The following is a 17,429-nucleotide window of genomic DNA, read 5'->3' on the forward strand; positions in this document are numbered from 1 at the left end:
GGAGCAAACATGATCTGGACGGCCGGCTTCCGCACCGCAGTGATCAGTCCCTATGAGCAGGTCAAGCTCAGCGAACCGCGCGGCTTCGCCGACCAGACGGTGCGACAGGTCCTCCACATGGCCGGCGGAGGAGAACGCCTCCGCGTACGCCTGACGAATCGCTACGGCCGCACCCCCTTGACCATCGGCGCCGCGGCGGTCGCCACCGAGCACGGGCAGACCAACCTCACCTTCGACGGCAGCGAGAAGCTCACCATCCCGCCGGGAGCTGAGGCCGTCGGTGACCCGGTGGATCTGCCCGTCGCGCCCGGCGCCGATCTGAACCTCAGCCTCTATCTCCCTGAGGAGACAGGCCTGGCGACCTACTCCCACAAGCCCATGGAGACCGCTCACATTGTCGGCGGGAACTACGTCGCGTCTCCCGCTCTCCCTGAGGCTGAGCAGGCCGAAGCCAGGTTCTACGTCTCGGGCGTCGACGTGCTCGCCCCGGACGACACCGCGATCGCCGTGGCGTTCGGCGACTCCTGGTTCGAAGGGGTCGGCTCCACGACCGGGGCGAACAACCGCTCCGTTGACTTCCTCAACCGGCGCCTCAAGCGGGGGTGGGTCGTCAACCAGGGCATTGCCGGAAACCGCCTACTGCGGGACGAGGTCGGCGAGCACGCACTGGCGCGCTTCGACCGCGACGTCCTCTCGATTCCCGGCCTGACCCACGTCCTGGTGCACCTCGGCATGAACGACCTCGGCCTCCCCGGCATGTCCGGCGAGCCGCCCGCCACCTCTGCCGACCTCATCGAGGGCTTCAAAACTTTGGCCCACCGCGCCCACCAGGCCAACCTGTTGATCCTCGCCGCCACCATCGGCCCCTTCGCGGGCGCCATCTACCCCGGCATCAGTACCCCCGAGGGTCTCGCCGCCCGACGCGAGGTCAACGACTGGATCCGTACCACCGCCACTTTCGACGCCGTCTTCGATGTGGCCCGAGCTGTCGAGAACCCCGAAGCCCCCGACTACCTCCACCCAGCCCTGGACAGCGGCGACGGCATGCACCTCAACGACAAAGGCGCCCAGGCCATGGCCGACGCCGTAGACCTGGAGACCCTCGCCCTCTCGTGACGGAAGTGCCATGGAACTGAGATCAACCTTTGCCACTGCGGGTCACGTCGTACTCACTGTAAGGGACCAGTGACCCGTGAGGCGGGTCAGCCCGAACGGGAGGGGAAGATCATCAGTACTTGAAGGAGAATCGGTCGTTCGGCGGTTGCCGTGACCGGGGCCGCCGACTGGTGGCACTGGCTGCGGGAGCCGCGGGTGCCGCGTCATCCACGATCACGAAGGCAGCGGCCGAACCGGCACCGGGAAGAAGGTGCTCGATCGGGACCAGACAGTGTGCCTGAATGGCGAGGGATCCCGGACCAGACCTGACGCGCTCGACACTTCGCCGTACCCGGACGGGTGTAGCGCGAATCCGTTCACGCTGGGCGCGGTCTGGGGGTTGCAGGCCGGATGGTCGGCCAACACCTTCAGCTACGACTACAACGGCACGGGGCAGCCGGCCGACCTGCCGGCCGGGAAGTACCAGGCCAAGATCACCGTCAACAAGGCGTACCGCGACTTCTTCAAGTTCGGCGCGTACGACGCGAGCGTCACGATCCAGGAGAGCGAGGAATGCCCACCGCACGACGTCCGCGGCTGCCTCGCGGCCAAGAACACCCGCTGAACAACACCCAACCAACTGAATCACCTCGCGCCCCCGGAATCTCCCGGGGGCGCGAGGCCTTCGAACACCTAGCCCCGCTGACGAATCCCCGCCAGCCGCTGCTCCAAGAGCGCCCGGGTCTCCGGCCACGCCGACGCGATGATCGAGAAGATGGCGGAGTCGCGGAGCAGGCCGGTCTCACCCGGCGCCCACGAGTTCGACCAGTTCCGCAGTACACCCTCGAACTTCGCGCCGACGCGTTCGATCGCGGCCCGGCTGCGGGTGTTGCGCGCATCGGTCTTCAGATCGACCCGCGCCACCTCCCAGGTCTCGAACGCGTGCCGGAACAGCAGGTACTTCGCCTCCGCGTTGATCCCGGTGCCCTGGGCAACGGACCCGAGCCAGGTGAAACCGACCTCGATCGCGCAGAGCCGATCGCCGGTCGGCCAGAGCCGTGGATCCCAGTACGACGTGGCCCCGACTGCGCGGCCCGATGCCACCGAGATCTGCGCGTACGGCGCGAGTCGGCCGCTCGCCGCCCGGCCGAGTTGAGTGTCGATGTAGTTGCCGACTTCGGTGGCCCTCGGCACCCAGGTGAAACCGTACGAACCGCGGTCCTGCTCGGCGGCCAGCGCCAGGTCTGCCGCGTGCCGGTGATCCAACGGCTCGAGGCGCACGAACTCGCCTTCGAGCACGGGTCCTTCGAGCTGGAAGGTCATCGTTCCCCAATCAATCTGTCGTTCGACTGCTCATCCTTCTGCCCGGCGGAGGCGGTGCCGGGTATTTCCCGCCATCCGGACCAGCCGACGATGATGATCGTCTTGACAACAAAAGTTGTCGGTGGGAGCGTCGAGGCATGGAAGACCTGGCGATGATCGACGATCCTGGGGCGGCGGGGGTCTCGCTGGACCCGGTGCGCGTGCGGCTGCTGGCCGAGCTGGTCGAGCCTGGATCGGCCACGACGCTGGCCGGGAGGCTGGATCTGCCGCGACAGAAGCTCAACTACCACTTGCGGGCGCTGGAGAAGCATGGTCTGGTCGAACTTGTAGAGGAGCGCCGGAAGGGCAACTGCACCGAACGGGTGTTGCAAGCGACCGCTTCGGCATACCTGATCTCGCCGCGGGTACTGGCGGGCGTGCAGCCGGATCCGGCGGATTCGCCGGACGGATTCTCCGCGCGGTGGTTGCTGGCGCTGGCAGCGAGGACGTTGCGTGAGGTGGGGGAGATGTTGGTCGGAGCGCGGAAGGCCCGGCGCAAGCTCGCGACCTTCGCGGTCGACGGGGAGATCCGCTTCGCCTCCGCGGCCGACCGGTCCGCCTTCGCCGCCGAGTTGTCGCAGGCGCTGACCGGATTGGTTGCCAAGTACCACGACGAGTCCGCGCCGAGCGGGCGCAGACATCGGCTGGTGGTTGCCGTGCACCCCAAACCGAGGGGAGAGGGACGATGAGCGATGAACGCCGGTACGAGATAGAGGTTCCACTGGAAGCGACACCTGACCAGGTGTGGGACGCGATCTCCACACCGGAAGGGATGACCGCCTGGTTCGCTCCGATGGACCCGGCACCCGACGAGAACGGTATCTCCGCGGACGGCGTGGTGACGCGCTGGGAGCCGGGCCACGGGTACGTGGTACAGGCTGGGTCTTCGTCGTACGAGTACCTGATCGAGGCTCGTGATGGCGGTTCCGCGGTACTGCGGTTCACCCAGACCGGGTTCCAGAGCGACGACTGGGAAGCGGAGTACGAGGCGACCTCCCGCGGCTGGGGGCTCTACTTCCACACGCTCGCGCAGTACCTCTCGAACTTCGCGGGTCAGCCGGCCACCTACATCGTTGCCGAGGGCCCGGCGTGGTCGAACACCCAAGAGGCCTGGCAGAAGCTCCAGCGGGTGGTGGGCACGTCGATCGTGCGGGACAAGGTCCAGCTTGAGGTGTACGGCCTGGAGCCGGTGGTCGGGCTGCTCGACTACTTCGGCCCCAGCCACATCGGCGTCCGCACGGACCAGGCGCTGCTGCGTTTCCACGGACGCAACCTGCTCGGCATGTCCGTTGCCCTCGGCCACCATTACTACGGCAACCAGGACGCCAAGCGTCTGGAGGACGCCTGGCAGTCCTGGCTCACCGAGCTCTATCTCTGAGGGCTCTACCTCTGAAGCCGGACCCCTCCTCGAAGGAGCCACGGCTTCAGCTGATGGCGCTGTTTCAGTGATGCAGCGGCCGGCGCCTGGTACGGCGGGGGCGCGGGTGGGCGGTGTTGTGCTGGTGGTGACGCCGGCCGAGGGTGAACGGCCGGTCGATGCGAGGTGCCGCCGGACGACCGACCCGTACCTCGGTCTGCGTCAGGCCGAGGCGTAGCGGCGGCTGCCGCCAGGGAGACCTCGCCGTCGGGCGAAGCACCACCACGCGGAACCTGCCTGCCCTGGCCAGCTTGATTCCGATCACGATGGTCGCGGTGGCCGGGATGAGGCCGGCGAGCAGCAGGCCGGTCCGGGCGCCCCAGTGCTCGGCGACAAAGCCGACCGTCGGGCCGCCGATGGCGCCGCCGCCGATGAAGACCAGGTTGTAGATGCCGGCGACGCGCCCGCGCAGTCCGTCCGGCGTGGTCAGCTGCACCATCGACTGGGCCGCGGTGAGGAACATCAGCGTGGCCATGCCGAGCGCGCAGAGCAGTGGCAGGAAGGTCCACAGCGACGGCTGGATCGCGGCCACCATCTCGGTGATCGCCAGGATCGACGCGATTCCGACCAGGTTGCGCAACCGGGTGGGACGGATCCGCCGGGCGGACAGCAGCGCACCCGTCAGTGACCCGACCGCGACGACCGAGTTCAGCACGCCGTATCCTGCGGCGCCGGTGTGGAAGACGACGTCGGCGAAGGCGGTCAGCGTCACCGGCAGGCTGATGGTGAACATGCCGAAGATGCCGACCAGCACGACCGCCCAGCGCACGGCCGGCTCGTGGAACGCGTACCGGACGCCATCGCGCAGGCCGTCCCGGATCCGCATCCCCTGACTTGCCTTGCGCGCGGCGGACAGGCCGGGCATCTCGCTCTCGCGCATCAGCAGCAGGGCCGAGATCGAGCCGAAGAAGGTGCACGCGTTCAGTGCGAACGACCAGCCGATGCCGACGGCGCCGATCATCGCTCCGCCGAGCGCAGGACCGATCAGGCCGCCGAGCTGGAACGTCGACGAGACCATGCTGATCGCGTTCCGCAGCCGTTGCTTGCCGACCAGTTCGGTGACGAAGGACTGCCGGGTCGGGTTGTCGACCGCGGTCGCCAGACCGAGGATCAGCGCCATCGAGTAGACCTGCCAGACGTGCACGTCACCGGTCAGGGCGAGGACCGCCATCGTCGCGGCCAGGGTGCCCATCGTCGCCTGGGTGACCAGCAGCACCCTGCGCTTGGGGAACCGGTCCGCGATGACGCCGCCGTAGAGGCCGAACAGCAACGTGGGCGTGAACTGCAGGGCAGTGGTGATGCCGACGGCAGTGGCGCTGCCGGTCAGCGTCAGCACCAGCCAGTCCTGGGCGATGCGCTGGGCCCAGCCGCCGGTCGAGGTGACGAACAGGCCGCAGACCAGGAGCCGGAAGTTGCGCACCTGCAGGGCGCTGAAGGTGTCCCGGAAGCCCGGCCGGCGCTGGGCCGGGGGCAGTTCCTCGGGGCGGGCGGCCGGGCTGCCCGCAGGACGGTGGGTGTGGAAGTCGACGACGGGATGGACAGAACCGGAAGCCCGGGTGGTCAAGAGTGATCCTTGCGAAGTGGACATGTCAGGGGAGGACGGTTCCATCCTCACCGGCCCAGGCCGGATTCCGACAGCGAATTACTCCTATTAGTCTTATAGCGTCCCGTAATGAAGCTGTGAGAGAGGTGTGAGAGTGGCCTACGACCCCGATCAGCTGCGCACGTTCCTGGCGGTGGCGCAATCCCTCAGCTTCACCCAGGCGGCCGAACGGCTGGGCATCCGGCAGCCGACGGTCAGCCAACATGTGCGCAAACTCGAGACGGCGGTCGGCCGGCCGCTGTTCGTCCGCGACACCCGGACCGTCACGCTGACCGCCGACGGCGAGGCGATGGCCGGCTTCGCCCGGACGATCCTGGCCGCGCATGAGGAGGCGGCCGGCTACTTCACCGGGTCGGAGCTGCGCGGCCGGCTGCGCTTCGGCGTCACCGACGACCTGGCGCTCACCCCGCTGCCGCGGATCCTGCGGGACTTCCGGCAGCTCTATCCGCGGATCGACCTGGAACTCACCGTTGCGCAGAGCCCCAATCTGCTCCGCAGGGTCGAGTCGGGTCACCTGGATCTGGCGTACGTCAAGCACACCGTGGGAGCCGGTTACGAGCCGAACGGCCGCCTGGTCCGGCGGGACCCGCTGGTCTGGGCCGGGATCTCGGGCACCAGGATCGCGCCCGACGGGCCGGTACCGCTCGTCGCCTATCAGGCTCCCAGTCTGAGCCGGTCTCTCGGTGTCCAGACTCTGGAACAAGCCGGGCGGTCCTGCCGGATCACCTGCATCGTCCGCGGCGTGAACGGCGTACTGGCCGCGGTACGGGCCGGTCTCGGGATCGGGATCTTCGCGCGGTCGCTGATGCCGGCCGACCTGGTCGAGCCGCCGCCGAGCGCGGGGCTGCCGGAACTGCCGTCGATCGACCTCGTCCTGATCACCAACCCGCGGGCCGCCAAGGAGCCGGCCGAGGCGCTGACCGCCGCCATCCTCGGGAGCAACGCGCCGCTGAAACCCGCCGCCACCTGAACCGCGGTCGAGCTACGGCACGAGCGCGTCGCCGCGGATGACGAGGGCAACGATGCTGACCGCGGCCACCGCGATCGTGATCAGGAACGGCGCGTCCTTCCACGCCACGATCACCACCAGCAACGCCGCGACGACCGCGAGCGCGATCCACCCGACGACTCCGACCGGACCGGGCGGCGCGATCACCAGGAGTGCTGTGGCCACAGCGAGCGGCAGCGGCGCGAGGAACCGCGCCAACCACCCCAGCCGCTGCGGCCACCCGCGGACACCGGTCGCCAGATCATCAGCAAGATCCGGTACTACGTTCGCCAGATGCGCGCCGACTCCCAGCAACGCGGCGGCGGCCGAGGCCCACCACGGAGCCCAGGTGCCACTCGTGCCGAGAGTGACGAACGACGGCAGCAGGCCGAACGCCACGGCGTACGGGACCCAGGAGATCCGGGTCGACTTGAGGCCGAGGTTGTACGCCCAGGCCGAGGCCACGCCGACCAGATGAGCGAGGCCGGCGAGCAGCCCGCTGGCGAGCGACAACGGGATGCAGGCGGCCGCTGTCACCGTCGCGCCGGTCCAAACAGTCCGGCGACTCACCAGCCCGAGGACGATCGGTTTGTCTTTTCGGTCCACACTGGTGTCGCGGGTTGCGTCAATCGCGTCATTGCTCCAGCCGATTGAGAGGTGGCCGGTGAGGATTGCTGCGGCGACTAGTAGGCACCCGGCGAGGTCTCGGCCGGCTGACCAGGCGACAACGGTGACGAGGGTGGTGACGGCAACGGTCGGGCCCGGATGGCTCGCCATCGCAAGCCCTTTGACGACATCCTTGACGGCAGCGGCCCGGGTCACGGACCCAACGATGCCACGATGACGCGGATCGCCGCGGTACAGGCCGCGTTGCCGCCGAACCGCTACGCGCAGTCCGAGCTCACCGACGCCTTCGCGGAGATCTGCCTGCCCGACGGCAAGGGGGTCGGCCTGCTGCGCCGGCTGCATGCGAACGCCGGAGTCTCCCACCGGCATCTCGCTCTGCCGCTCGCGCGGTACGGCGTACTGAAGGACTTCGGCGAGGCGAACGACGAGTGGATCGCGTCGGCGGTCGATCTCGGGGCCGAGGCCGTGTCGGGTGCGCTGGAGGCCGCAGGGTTGTCGGTGGACGACGTCGACGTGCTGATGTTCACCACCGTGACCGGGGTGGCGGCGCCGTCGATCGACGCTCGGGTCGCAGTGCGGCTGGGGCTTCGGGAGGACCTCAAGCGGATGCCGTTGTTCGGACTCGGCTGCGTCGGGGGAGCGGCCGGGATCGCGCGGCTGCATGACTACCTGAAGGCATGGCCGGACCATGTCGCGGTGTTGTTGTCGGTCGAACTGTGCTCGCTGACTCTCCAACGTGACGACTCGTCGCTGCCGAACCTGGTCGGCGGCGCGTTGTTCGGCGACGGCGCGGCCGCGGTCGTGCTGACCGGCTCGGATCACCCTGCGGCCGCGGGGCCCTCGGTGGTGGCGACGCGTTCGCGGCTCTATCCCGACTCTGAGCGGGTGATGGGCTGGGACATCGGCTCGGGCGGATTCCGGATCGTGCTCGGTGCGGATGTGCCCGAGGTGGTCCGCCAGTACCTGGGCGACGACGTCAAGGCCTTCCTGGCGGACCACGCCCTGACAGTGCCGGAGATCGGGACCTGGGTCAGTCACCCGGGCGGACCGAAGGTGCTCGAGGCCGTCGCGGAGACGCTGGATCTGCGCCCGGGCGCGCTCGACATGACCTGGAAGTCGCTCGACGCCGTGGGCAACTTGTCGTCGTCCTCGGTGCTGCACGTGCTCGGTGACACCCTGGCCCTGGATCCTTCGGGGATGGGCCTGCTGCTAGCGATGGGCCCCGGCTTCTGTTCCGAGCTCGTACTGCTGGAGTGGTGATGGACACGTCGTTGTGGTGGTACGTCGTACTCGTACTGCTGGTCGGCCTCGAGCGAGTGGCCGAACTGGTGGTGTCGCTGCGCAACGCGCGGTGGAGCTTCAGCCGCGGCGGCGTGGAGTACGGGAAGGGCCATTACCCGTTCATGGTGCTGCTGCACACCGGGTTTCTGGCGGCCTGCGTGGTCGAGGCGATCGTCGCGGACCGGCCGTTCATCCCGACGCTCGGCTGGACGATGCTCGCGGTGGTCGTGCTGGCCCAGGGGTTGCGCTGGTGGTGCATCAGCGTGCTCGGCCACCAGTGGAACACCCGGGTGATCGTCGTCCCGGGGCTGCCTTTGGTTGCCTCCGGCCCCTATAAGTGGTTGCGGCACCCAAACTACGTCGCTGTCGTCGCGGAGGGCATCGCGTTGCCACTGGTGCACACCGCATGGATCACGGCGACTCTCTTCCTGCTGCTGAACATCCCGCTGCTGGCGGTCCGGATCCGCGCCGAGGAAGCAGCGCTGGACACGGCACTCACCAAGTGATCGACCTGCTGGTGGCCGGCGCCGGGCCGGCGGGTGCCGCGACGGCGATCCGGGCGACGCTCGCGGGGCTCTCGGTCGTCGTGGTGGAGCCGCGGCAAGCGCCGATCGACAAGGCCTGTGGCGAGGGGATCGCGCACAGCGCCGCGGACTACCTCGCGCGCCTGGGCGTCGCGCTCGACGGCCGGCCCTTCTACGGGATCCGCTATCTCGACCCGACGCACTCCGTCGACGCCCGCTTCCGGGTCGGCCCGGGCCTCGGCGTACGACGTACGGTGCTGCAGCAGGCGTTACGTGATCGGCTGGCCGAACTGAAGATCCCGGTCGTGCCGGAGCGGGTGGGTGCGGTTGAGCAGGGGCCGGACTCCGTGACTGCTGCCGGGATCACTGCTCGGTACTTGGCTGCTGCTGACGGTCTGCACTCCTCGACCCGGCGCCAAGTGGGGCTCGGTACGGACCGCCGGGCGGAGGGAGAGGTACGGCGAGGGTTGCGGCGGCACTACTCCGTTCAGCCGTGGACCGAGTTGGTGGAGGTGTACTGGTCGTCACTGGGAGAGGCCTATGTGACGCCGGTGGCGGAGGATCTCGTCGGGGTCGCGATTCTGACCAGCGAGCGTGGGTCCTTCGACTCGCATCTGGAGGCGTTCCCGGCGTTGAAGCAGCGGCTGCTCGATGCCGGGGAGGCGACGTCGGTACTCGGGGCCGGGCCGTTGCGGCAGCGGGTGCGCGGCCGGGTGGTGGGGCGGGTGATGTTGGTCGGCGACGCGGCGGGATATGTCGATGCGCTGACGGGCGAGGGGATCGCGGTGGCGCTGCGGACCTCGGCCGAGCTGGTGCGATGTGTTTCCGAGGATCGGCCGGCTGCGTATGAGGCTGCTTGGCGGCGGGTGTCCTGGGAGTGCCGGTTCCTGACCGGTTCGTTGCTCTGGGCCCGGAACCGGTCGTTGCTCGCTCCGCGCATCGTGCCTGCCGCGGCCCGGCTTCCCGTGGTTTTCGGGGCCATCGTCAACCAACTGGCCTGAAACTCGGCCTGAACTCGGCCGGGCCTGGAAGTCGCGTAGGCCCGGCGATCGCTCAGACAATCGCCGGGCCCCACGGTGGCCGAGCATCCTGGTGAAATGCTCGCCCGGGTGCTCCAGCCTCCTGGTGAAAGGCTGGAACGGTTTGCCCCAGCCTCCTGGTGAAAAGCTGGGACAAGCTCTCGGTGTTTCTGAGTAAAAGATTGCCAGCCGGATGTTGCTCAGCCGTTGCCGGAATATGAAGCCTTGTTACTTGGGCCTGTGGCATAGATCTCAGTGCTCGCCTCCGGAGCTCTCAGCGCTCGGTCCGGACCGCCGCGATCTGGAGTTGCAAGGCGAGGCGTTCGCGCGGGTCGGACAGATCGAGCCGGGCGATCTCGCCGATGCGCTTCATCCTGTGCCGCAGCGTGTTCGTGTGTAGATGGAGCTCCTTGGCGGCCCGTTGCGGCTGGCCCGGGTAGTTCAGCCAGGCCTGCAGGGTGTCGACGAACGAGGTGTCGTGCTCGATGTCGTGCCGCAACAATGTGGCCAGCGGCCCGTCCAGCTTGGTGGTGTCGAGCGAAGTGACCGCCCGATGCACGGTCAGCACGTGCCAGGCCTGCTCGACGCGGAGTGCCGGGCCGGGAGCCACCCCACGGCGTACAAGGCCGAGTAGTTCGACCGCCTCGGCTCGGGAGCTCGGGAGATCCGCGGGACCACGTGCGCGTCCGCCGGCCGCAGCCGTAGTACCGGGGGAGTCTTTGGCCAGATCTGTGACGAGCTTGCGGAGCCAGCGCCACGAACCAGGCCCGTCGCCGTCGGAGACGACCGCCAGGACTGTGCCGTCGAGGTCTGCCAGCTGTGGCTCGCTCCACCCGTGCCGGCGACCTGTCGACTCCCAGAGGTCCAGCTCCTGCGGTACGTCGTACCCAGGGGGCGAGCCGAGCGCCACCACACGCCACGGCTGAGGTGGCAGCCGTACGTCGACCGTGGTGTCGGGGGAGAACTGCCGGAGCACAGTGCGCAGGCGGTCGATGGCACTGCGCCGGGCGACGTCCGCCTGAGCCCGCAGCCGCAGCATGTGCAGCGCGAGGACAGAGGCCGCGTTGCTGAGCTCGGCAGTCACCTCATCGCTCACCGGCCCGTCCACTACGGCCCAGATCGAGCCCAGCCACTCACCACCAGCCCGAACCGGTACTACGAGCCGCGGGCGGATGCCGTTCGGGCCATCGGGCACCAGGAACGGCTCGCTCGACCGGGCCAGGCGGCGGAAGATCCCCCGGGCGCGGAAGTGCGCAATGACCTCGGCCGGGACCCGGCGACCGACGATCGTGGAGACGCGGGTCGGGTCGGTGTCGGAGACGTCGTGCTGGGACGAGTAGGCCAGTACCCGGGATTGGTTGTCTTCGATGGTCACCGGTGCGTCCACGATGGCTGCGGCGGCGTCCGCCAGGGCGAAGAGCTCCTGGTGGACGCCGGCGTCACCGGCAGCGGGGGAGTCGGGTGCGGCAGCGCGGTCGATCACGCCGCGCAGTAGCCAGACCACGTGGGCCCAGGTGACGGTCGGCTGCAGCGCGATCAGAGTGAGGAGCCAGCGCTCGGCTGTGGCGACCACTGCGGGGTCGTTGGCGAGCGCGGTACGCAGGACGATGCCGGAGGCGTTGCCGGCGGCACAGCGCTCGACTAGTTCGATTGCCTCCTCGGCGTTGCGCAGACCCAGCCCCAGTACCAGGTCGCCGGGCTGACCTGTGGCAGGCTCCTGCGGGTCCGCCAGGAAGACGTCCCGGACCTCGCCGTCGCCATGACCGGTGACGACGACCTCGAACAGGGCCGGTCCGACGGCAACGACCAGGTCAGGCGCAGTGATCATGAGGTTATTGTGCTCTCGCCACTGTCATTTCGCCTATCAGTGGTGTGATCGCACCATGACAGGGCTCGCGGCGCGACGCACCATCGATGCATGGTCGCTGTTGGTTCTTCCGCGCAGAGCACTCACATCGTTCCCGACCGGGTCGCCGTCGTCGGCGCCGGCATGGTCGGCCTCGCCACCGCCTGGTTCCTCCAGGAGGCCGGCATCGAGGTCACCGTGCTGGATCGCGAAGGCGTCGCCGCTGGTGCCTCCTGGGGCAACGCGGGCTGGCTCACCCCCGGCCTCGCCACCCCGCTGCCGGAGCCGGCTGTCCTGAAGTACGGCATCGGCGCGGTGCTCAGCCCCTCGTCGCCGGTCTACGTACCGCCGACGGCGAGCCCGCGACTGATCTCCTTCCTGACCCGGTTCGCTCGCAACAGCACCGCCGGACGCTGGAAGACCGCGATGGAGGCACTGGTGCCGATCAATCGGCAGGCGCTGAACGCGTTCGACGCGCTGGCCAAGGCCGGCGTCGAGGCCGAGACGTACGAGGCGAAGTCCTTCCTCGCCGCCTACCGGACCGAGGCCGAGCGGACCGTGCTGCTCGAGGAGATCGAGCACATCCACGCGGCCGGCCAGGGCATCGAGTTCGAGGCGATCAGCGGCGACGACGCCCGCGAGATCGAGCCGTCGCTGTCCGACGAGATCGGCGCCGCGATCCGGCTGCACGGCCAGCGCTTCATCAACCCGGGCGAGTACGTGCACATGCTGGCCGACTCGGTCCGCGCCCGCGGCGGCAACATCGTCACCGGCGTCGTCGTGAAGGACATCGTCGACGAGATCCGCGGCGTCCGCATCGTCACCGCCGACGGCGAGAGCACCCCGTACGACGCCGCGGTGATGGCCACCGGCGCCTGGCTCGGCGATCTGGCCCGGCAGTTCGGCGTCCGGACCGTGGTCCAGGCCGGTCGTGGTTACAGCTTCAGCGTGCCGATCGCACACGTGCCGGCCGGCCCGGTGTACTTCCCGGCGCAGCGGATCGCCTGCACGCCGCTGGGTGACCGGCTCCGCGTCGCCGGGATGATGGAGTTCCGCAAGCCCGACGCCAAGCTCGACCCGCGCCGGATCAACGCGATCGTGGAGGCGGCCCGGCCGCTGCTGCGCGACGCCGACCTGGACGCCCGCACCTTCGAGTGGGTCGGCCCGCGCCCGTGCACCCCGGACGGCCTGCCGCTGATCGGCGCCACCTCCTCGCCGCGCGTCTTCGCCGCCGGCGGCCACGGCATGTGGGGTATCACGCTCGGCCCGATCACCGGCCAACTCCTCGCGGAGACGATCACCACCGGCCGCACCCCGGTCGAACTGGCGCCGTTCAACCCACTGCGCTGAGGCCCGATGCAGCGAGAGCGTGGCTCCCCGGGTCGCCGTCCCTTGCACGGCGCAAGACCCCCGGAGCCACGCTCTCTGGCTTCTGAGAGCGGTTGCTCGCTCTTGCCTGCGGCTCGCCCTCGGGGGACCATCGTCCGAACCTTCTGACGGACCAGGGCCGGGGATGAACAGTGGTACAGAAGCCTGACGGAGACCCAGGACCACCTGCTCCGGCCAAGTACGGACAAGTCCCGCGGCCGATGCCCGACGACGACAGAGTCTGGCTGGAAATCGCGCCCAAAGTGCTTGAGGTCGTCTACCGCACGATCTGCCTGCTCGCGGGTTTCGCGCTGCTGGTCAGCGGTATCGTCGGGTTGTTCACCGGGTCCGACACCGGAGCGTTGATAGCGGTACTGGTAGCGGGCGCCGTGCTCCTGCTGCTGCCGTCAATCGTCGACCGGCTGAGTTCAGCGGCCGTCGGTAGCGTCATCATCGATCTCGTCGAGCAGGTTGTGGATGCCGGAGCCCGGCAAAGTGCTCAAACCCTGCAGAAGCTCGGGCTCGACCGTCAGATCGACACGTATGCCCGCATCTACACCGAGCTCAGCGGTGACACGTACCAGGACATCCGGGCTCAGCTCCTGGACCGGATCGTGGCTCAGGTCGCCGCCGCGTCCGCGGTCGAGAAGTTCGACAAGGCCGAGGTCAGGTCGATGTTCTTCAAGGGGACGCCGGTGATGCGGGTGATGGCTCTGGGGCTGATGAAGGGCGATCTGTCCCTGGTGGATGCCGACGTTCTGCTCGAGAGCGTCTCGAGATCACTCACCGGGAACGAGCAGTACCATGCGTTGGACCTGACCTTGCGGGCGTGGGATCGCCTCGCGTCCCCAGAGCGCCAAGCTCTGAAGGCGGCGGCTGGGCGCAGCGTTCATCTCCAGCAGGGGTCTGCTCGCCGGACCCTGGCAGACACGCTTCAGGTGCTCCCGGACGCCGGCGGTACTGCAAACCCGCCAACGCGATACAGCGAGTGATTTCTGACCGATAAGTGGGTTTGGCAGGCAAAATCGACCGGTATTCGACCGGAAATTGCAGAAGCCCGACCTCAATCCGGGCGAACGCAGTGGCCCCGACCGGTATCCGGTCACAAATGCAAGAGGCTCCGACCGGTATCCGGTCACAAATGCAAGAGGTCCCGACCGGTATCCGGTCGGGACCTCTTGCGGGTTTTGCGACTCTGAGTGAGCCGTCACGCCACGTCAGTGGGTGTGGGGCTCGCTGCCGTGCTCGGCCTCGTGGGCCGCGATCTGGGCCCGGACCTCTTCCATGTCGACCGCGCGCAACTGGGAGATCAGGTCCTCCAGCGCGGCGGCGGGCAGGGCGCCCGGCTGGGAGTACAGGACGACACCGTCACGGACGGCCATCAGCGTCGGGATGGAGCTGATCTGGAACGCCTGAGCGAGCTCCGCCTGGGCCTCCGTGTCCACCTTGCCGAACGTGATGTCCTCATGCGTCTCAGACGACTTCTCGTACACCGGCCCGAACATCTTGCACGGGCCACACCAATCTGCCCAGAAGTCCACCAGGACGAGCCCGTCGGAACCGACGACCTTGTCGAAGTTCTCCTGGGACAGCTCGACCGTTGCCACTACGACCTCCGAAGTTAGACGAATACGACCCTTACAACAGCGCGGGGCCCCCGAGTTGTTCCCCAGCCCCGCGCCGGGCCGTACGGAGTACTAGATCGGGATGTTCACGAACGGAGAAGCGTAGTCCTGCACCTCGTCCAGGATCGCCGCGGCGTCCTCCGGGCTGAGGTCGGCGCGCTCGCGCTCCGCAACGACCATCTGCTGCAGCAGCCGCGTCTCGCCGGCGGTGGCAAGCCCGGTGATCTCTGGGTGACCATTGAGTAGCCATGCTGTCGCGGCCGTCACATAACGCTGTTCGTCGAACGGCCGGTACCAGGTGTCGTAGGTTTTCTCCTCGCCCTCGGCCCAATTCCGCCTCGCGATCATCTTGATCGTCATCAGCGCCGCGTCGGAGGCCTTGACAGCTTCTACCAGCTCTGCGTACTCATCGGCGTACTTCGGATCCGTCGACAACCGGTAGTTCAGCGGGGTCAGAACGCTGTCGAAATCGAACCGTCGGAGCCCCTCGCGGTGCACCGACGGCGCCTCCGCGGTGTGGCCGGTGATCCCGATGGCGGACACCATGCCTTCTTCCTTGGCGCGGACCGCGGCCTCGAGCGAACCGCCCTTGCCGGTGACGAGGTCGAGGTTCTCCAGGTCGCACACCGCGTGCATCTGGATCAGGTCGACGCGGTCCGTCTGCAGCCGCTCCAGCGAGCGGTTGATCTCCGACCACGCCTCTTCATAAGTACGGCGTCCGGTCTTGGTGGCCAGGAAGATCCGGTCCCGGATCTCTCCCATCCGCGGCCCGAGCCTCAGCTCGGCGTCGCCGTAGTCGGCCGCCACGTCGAAGTGGTTGATGCCGGCGTCGAGGGCCTCCTGGATCGACGCGTCGGCACGATCCTGGTCGACACCGCCCAGCGAAGCCGCACCGTAGATCAGTACCGAGCTCTGGTGTTCCAGGCGCCCGAGTCGACGAGTCTCCATGCCAGTCCTTCCGAAGGTCTGCCGGTCGCTCAGAACACTAGTACTTTGACCCCGAGCCACGGGAGAGTTTTCCACAGGTCGGACGTGGGTACCGGTTACTATCTGTGATCAGTTGGATCGTCCTGCCTACCATGTTGTTCGCACGGATATTCGAACCCTGTCGGGTCCGTATGGCAAGGTTTGCGCTGCCTGGTCGACCAGACCAGGCATGGGAGAGGAGTTATGGAGACGGTAGCGAAGCTGTCACGCTTCACCCGTAGATGTGCGGCGAGCGCAGAAGCGGGTAACAGTATGGCTGCAGGGTGCGATGGAGCATCCGGATCCTGGTCTCAGGTCTCCCGGCGGACAGTCGCTTGCCGTATCCTCCCGGCTACTGTCCGCATAACTGCTGTCTGAGGGGCGGGTAGCGATGAGTTGGTGGCGCACGTTGCTGAATCTGCCGCCAAAAGGTGAGCACTGGGCAGACCAGCGGCGCACGAAGAAGCCGCGCAGGCAAGGCCCGCAGAACACCGCGCCGGAGTGGTGGTCACACCCCGACGGCCCGGTGTCGCCTACGCCTCGCCAGGCGCAGGGAGTAGCGGCGCAGTACAGCGCGCCCCCGCCGCCGAATTCCGGTGGGGTGATGGCGCCACCTCGCCGCCCCCAACAGCCGGGCACCCAGCCGCCGGGCACCCAGCAGCCGGGCACCCAGCCACCGGCAGCGCAGCCGCCGGCCGCCCGAACTCCGCAGGCGCAGGGCCAGGCCACTCGTCCGCCCGAGCGACTCCGCCAGCGATCCCCGCACGGTGTGCACGCGCCCCCCGGCCCGGTCCGCCAACCCCTCGAGCCGAGTCAGCCCCCGTGGTCGACCGAGCCCGAATCGAGTTTTTCCACCTGGGCGCGCAGATTCTTCCGCGGCCTGGTGGTCGCAGTACTCCTGCTGGCAGCGATCAGCGGGGTGCGGTCCTGGATCCGTCCGAACACACCGCCCTCGACCGTCGTCAGCGGGCAGTCCGGGTTCCCGGCCGACGAGGCCCGCGCGGTCGCCACGCGGTACGCGGTGTCCTATCTGAACTGGGACGAGGCGAACGCCGACGCGCGTCCGGCCTCGATCAGCCTGGACCTGGCCGCCGGCCTGGACGCCCGGGTCGGCTGGAACGGCCGCGGCAAGCAGACCGCCAACGCGGCCTACCCGGGTGAGGTCAAGGTCGATCAGAGCGGCGTGACGGCGGTCGTGGACGTGCGGGTGCAGGTGCGCGCGTTCACGAAGAGCGGCAGCAGTTGGGTGCCCGGCGCCTACACCTGGCAGCGCGTCGCCGTACCGGTCGCGCGGACGTCGTCGCGGATCGTCGCCAGCGGTCCGCCGTCGTTCGTGGCGGACGAGCGGGCTGCGCTGCCGGACAACATGCCGGAGGCGGGTGCGCCGGACGACGACCTGACCGCGGCCACCTTGAAGGACGCCGAGGCCTTCTTCAGTGCGTACGCCGAGTCCGACGCCAAGGTGGAGGCGGTGACCGCGCCCGGCGCGGCCATCAGCAGCCTGAACGGCGTGGTGAAGCTGGACAAACTGAAGGACTGGCAGGTCTATACCGGAAACGATGACGAGCGCCGGGCGACGGCGTCCGTCACCTGGGACGGTGTCGGGGACACCACCCTCGACCAGACCTACTCGCTCACTCTTCGGCGTACTGTCGCCGCGGACGGAGCACAGCGATGGCAAGTGGCAGCCGTCGGATGACCACTGCAG

Annotated in this window: 17 protein-coding genes; 11 read left to right on the top strand and 6 right to left on the bottom strand. The window is 68.5% G+C overall.

The features are described 5' to 3' along the window. Nucleotides 1-9 precede the first annotated feature (9 nt). Both EV648_RS35050 and EV648_RS35055 read left to right on the top strand, forming a co-directional pair. On the top strand, nt 10-1,116 hold the full coding sequence (locus EV648_RS35050; protein ID WP_132299512.1) for a GDSL-type esterase/lipase family protein: 1,107 nt from the start codon (nt 10-12) through the stop codon (nt 1,114-1,116). Between the two features lie 250 nt (nt 1,117-1,366). Continuing rightward, nucleotides 1,367-1,720, top strand: coding sequence for a hypothetical protein (locus EV648_RS35055; protein ID WP_241995913.1), 354 nt, complete (start codon nt 1,367-1,369; stop codon nt 1,718-1,720). 68 nt (nt 1,721-1,788) lie between these two features. Here EV648_RS35055 and EV648_RS35060 read toward each other — a convergent pair whose 3' ends face one another. Then, nucleotides 1,789-2,418: a GNAT family N-acetyltransferase gene (locus tag EV648_RS35060; protein WP_132299514.1), complete on the bottom strand. Its 630-nt coding sequence runs from the start codon at nt 2,416-2,418 to the stop codon at nt 1,789-1,791. Nucleotides 2,419-2,555: 137 nt separating this feature from the next. Between EV648_RS35060 and EV648_RS35065 the strand changes: the two genes are divergently transcribed. Further along, on the top strand, nt 2,556-3,146 hold the full coding sequence (locus EV648_RS35065) for a helix-turn-helix domain-containing protein (protein WP_132299516.1): 591 nt from the start codon (nt 2,556-2,558) through the stop codon (nt 3,144-3,146). After that, on the top strand, nt 3,143-3,835 hold the full coding sequence (locus EV648_RS35070) for an SRPBCC domain-containing protein (RefSeq protein ID WP_132299518.1): 693 nt from the start codon (nt 3,143-3,145) through the stop codon (nt 3,833-3,835). Before EV648_RS35065 ends, EV648_RS35070 begins: the two co-directional genes overlap by 4 nt. Nucleotides 3,836-3,899: 64 nt before the next feature. On the opposite strand, the gene EV648_RS35075 is transcribed toward EV648_RS35070, so the two are convergent. Then, nucleotides 3,900-5,438, bottom strand: coding sequence for an MFS transporter (locus tag EV648_RS35075; protein WP_132299520.1), 1,539 nt, complete (start codon nt 5,436-5,438; stop codon nt 3,900-3,902). Between the two features lie 133 nt (nt 5,439-5,571). Here EV648_RS35075 and EV648_RS35080 point away from each other — a divergent pair, with 133 nt between their 5' ends. After that, the gene (locus tag EV648_RS35080) at nt 5,572-6,447 is read left to right on the top strand and encodes a LysR substrate-binding domain-containing protein (protein WP_132299522.1); all 876 of its coding nucleotides are present in this window, start codon (nt 5,572-5,574) and stop codon (nt 6,445-6,447) included. Nucleotides 6,448-6,459: 12 nt separating this feature from the next. Here EV648_RS35080 and EV648_RS35085 read toward each other — a convergent pair whose 3' ends face one another. Then, a complete protein-coding gene (locus EV648_RS35085) occupies nt 6,460-7,287 on the bottom strand; it encodes a UbiA family prenyltransferase (protein WP_241995915.1) in 828 nt (275 codons plus the stop codon). 18 nt (nt 7,288-7,305) lie between these two features. On the opposite strand from EV648_RS35085, the gene EV648_RS35090 reads away from it, so the two are divergent. The 3 genes from EV648_RS35090 to EV648_RS35100 are packed head-to-tail and all read left to right on the top strand — an operon-like array spanning nt 7,306 to nt 9,898. Beyond that, entirely contained in the window at nt 7,306-8,352 is a 1,047-nt protein-coding gene (locus tag EV648_RS35090) for a type III polyketide synthase (protein WP_132299524.1), read from the top strand. Beyond that, complete coding sequence (locus EV648_RS35095; protein ID WP_199234990.1) at nt 8,352-8,879, top strand: isoprenylcysteine carboxyl methyltransferase family protein; 528 nt, start codon at nt 8,352-8,354, stop codon at nt 8,877-8,879. Before EV648_RS35090 ends, EV648_RS35095 begins: the two co-directional genes overlap by 1 nt. Further along, on the top strand, nt 8,876-9,898 hold the full coding sequence (locus tag EV648_RS35100) for an NAD(P)/FAD-dependent oxidoreductase (RefSeq protein ID WP_132299526.1): 1,023 nt from the start codon (nt 8,876-8,878) through the stop codon (nt 9,896-9,898). The genes EV648_RS35095 and EV648_RS35100 overlap by 4 nt, the downstream gene beginning before the upstream one ends. A 292-nt stretch (nt 9,899-10,190) precedes the next feature. On the opposite strand, the gene EV648_RS35105 is transcribed toward EV648_RS35100, so the two are convergent. Continuing rightward, the gene (locus tag EV648_RS35105) at nt 10,191-11,744 is read right to left on the bottom strand and encodes a PucR family transcriptional regulator (RefSeq protein WP_132299528.1); all 1,554 of its coding nucleotides are present in this window, start codon (nt 11,742-11,744) and stop codon (nt 10,191-10,193) included. Between the two features lie 90 nt (nt 11,745-11,834). On the opposite strand from EV648_RS35105, the gene EV648_RS35110 reads away from it, so the two are divergent. Together EV648_RS35110 and EV648_RS35115 are read left to right on the top strand one after the other, a co-directional pair. After that, entirely contained in the window at nt 11,835-13,112 is a 1,278-nt protein-coding gene (locus EV648_RS35110) for an FAD-binding oxidoreductase (RefSeq protein ID WP_132299530.1), read from the top strand. 239 nt (nt 13,113-13,351) lie between these two features. Further along, entirely contained in the window at nt 13,352-14,122 is a 771-nt protein-coding gene (locus EV648_RS35115) for a hypothetical protein (RefSeq protein ID WP_132299532.1), read from the top strand. Nucleotides 14,123-14,347: 225 nt separating this feature from the next. Here the strand turns inward: EV648_RS35115 and trxA are convergent, their stop codons facing one another. Both trxA and EV648_RS35125 read right to left on the bottom strand, forming a co-directional pair. Continuing rightward, entirely contained in the window at nt 14,348-14,737 is a 390-nt protein-coding gene (gene trxA / locus EV648_RS35120; protein ID WP_132299534.1) for a thioredoxin, read from the bottom strand. Between the two features lie 90 nt (nt 14,738-14,827). Beyond that, nucleotides 14,828-15,703 (bottom strand): aldo/keto reductase, encoded by an 876-nt coding sequence (locus EV648_RS35125; protein WP_132299536.1) that lies wholly within the window; start codon nt 15,701-15,703, stop codon nt 14,828-14,830. 409 nt (nt 15,704-16,112) lie between these two features. On the opposite strand from EV648_RS35125, the gene EV648_RS35130 reads away from it, so the two are divergent. After that, nucleotides 16,113-17,420 (top strand): conjugal transfer protein, encoded by a 1,308-nt coding sequence (locus tag EV648_RS35130; RefSeq protein WP_132299538.1) that lies wholly within the window; start codon nt 16,113-16,115, stop codon nt 17,418-17,420. Nucleotides 17,421-17,429 lie beyond the last annotated feature (9 nt).

Origin of the sequence: Kribbella sp. VKM Ac-2568, assembly GCF_004345365.1 — a bacterium.
GTDB classification, from domain to species: Bacteria; Actinomycetota; Actinomycetes; order Propionibacteriales; family Kribbellaceae; genus Kribbella; species Kribbella orskensis.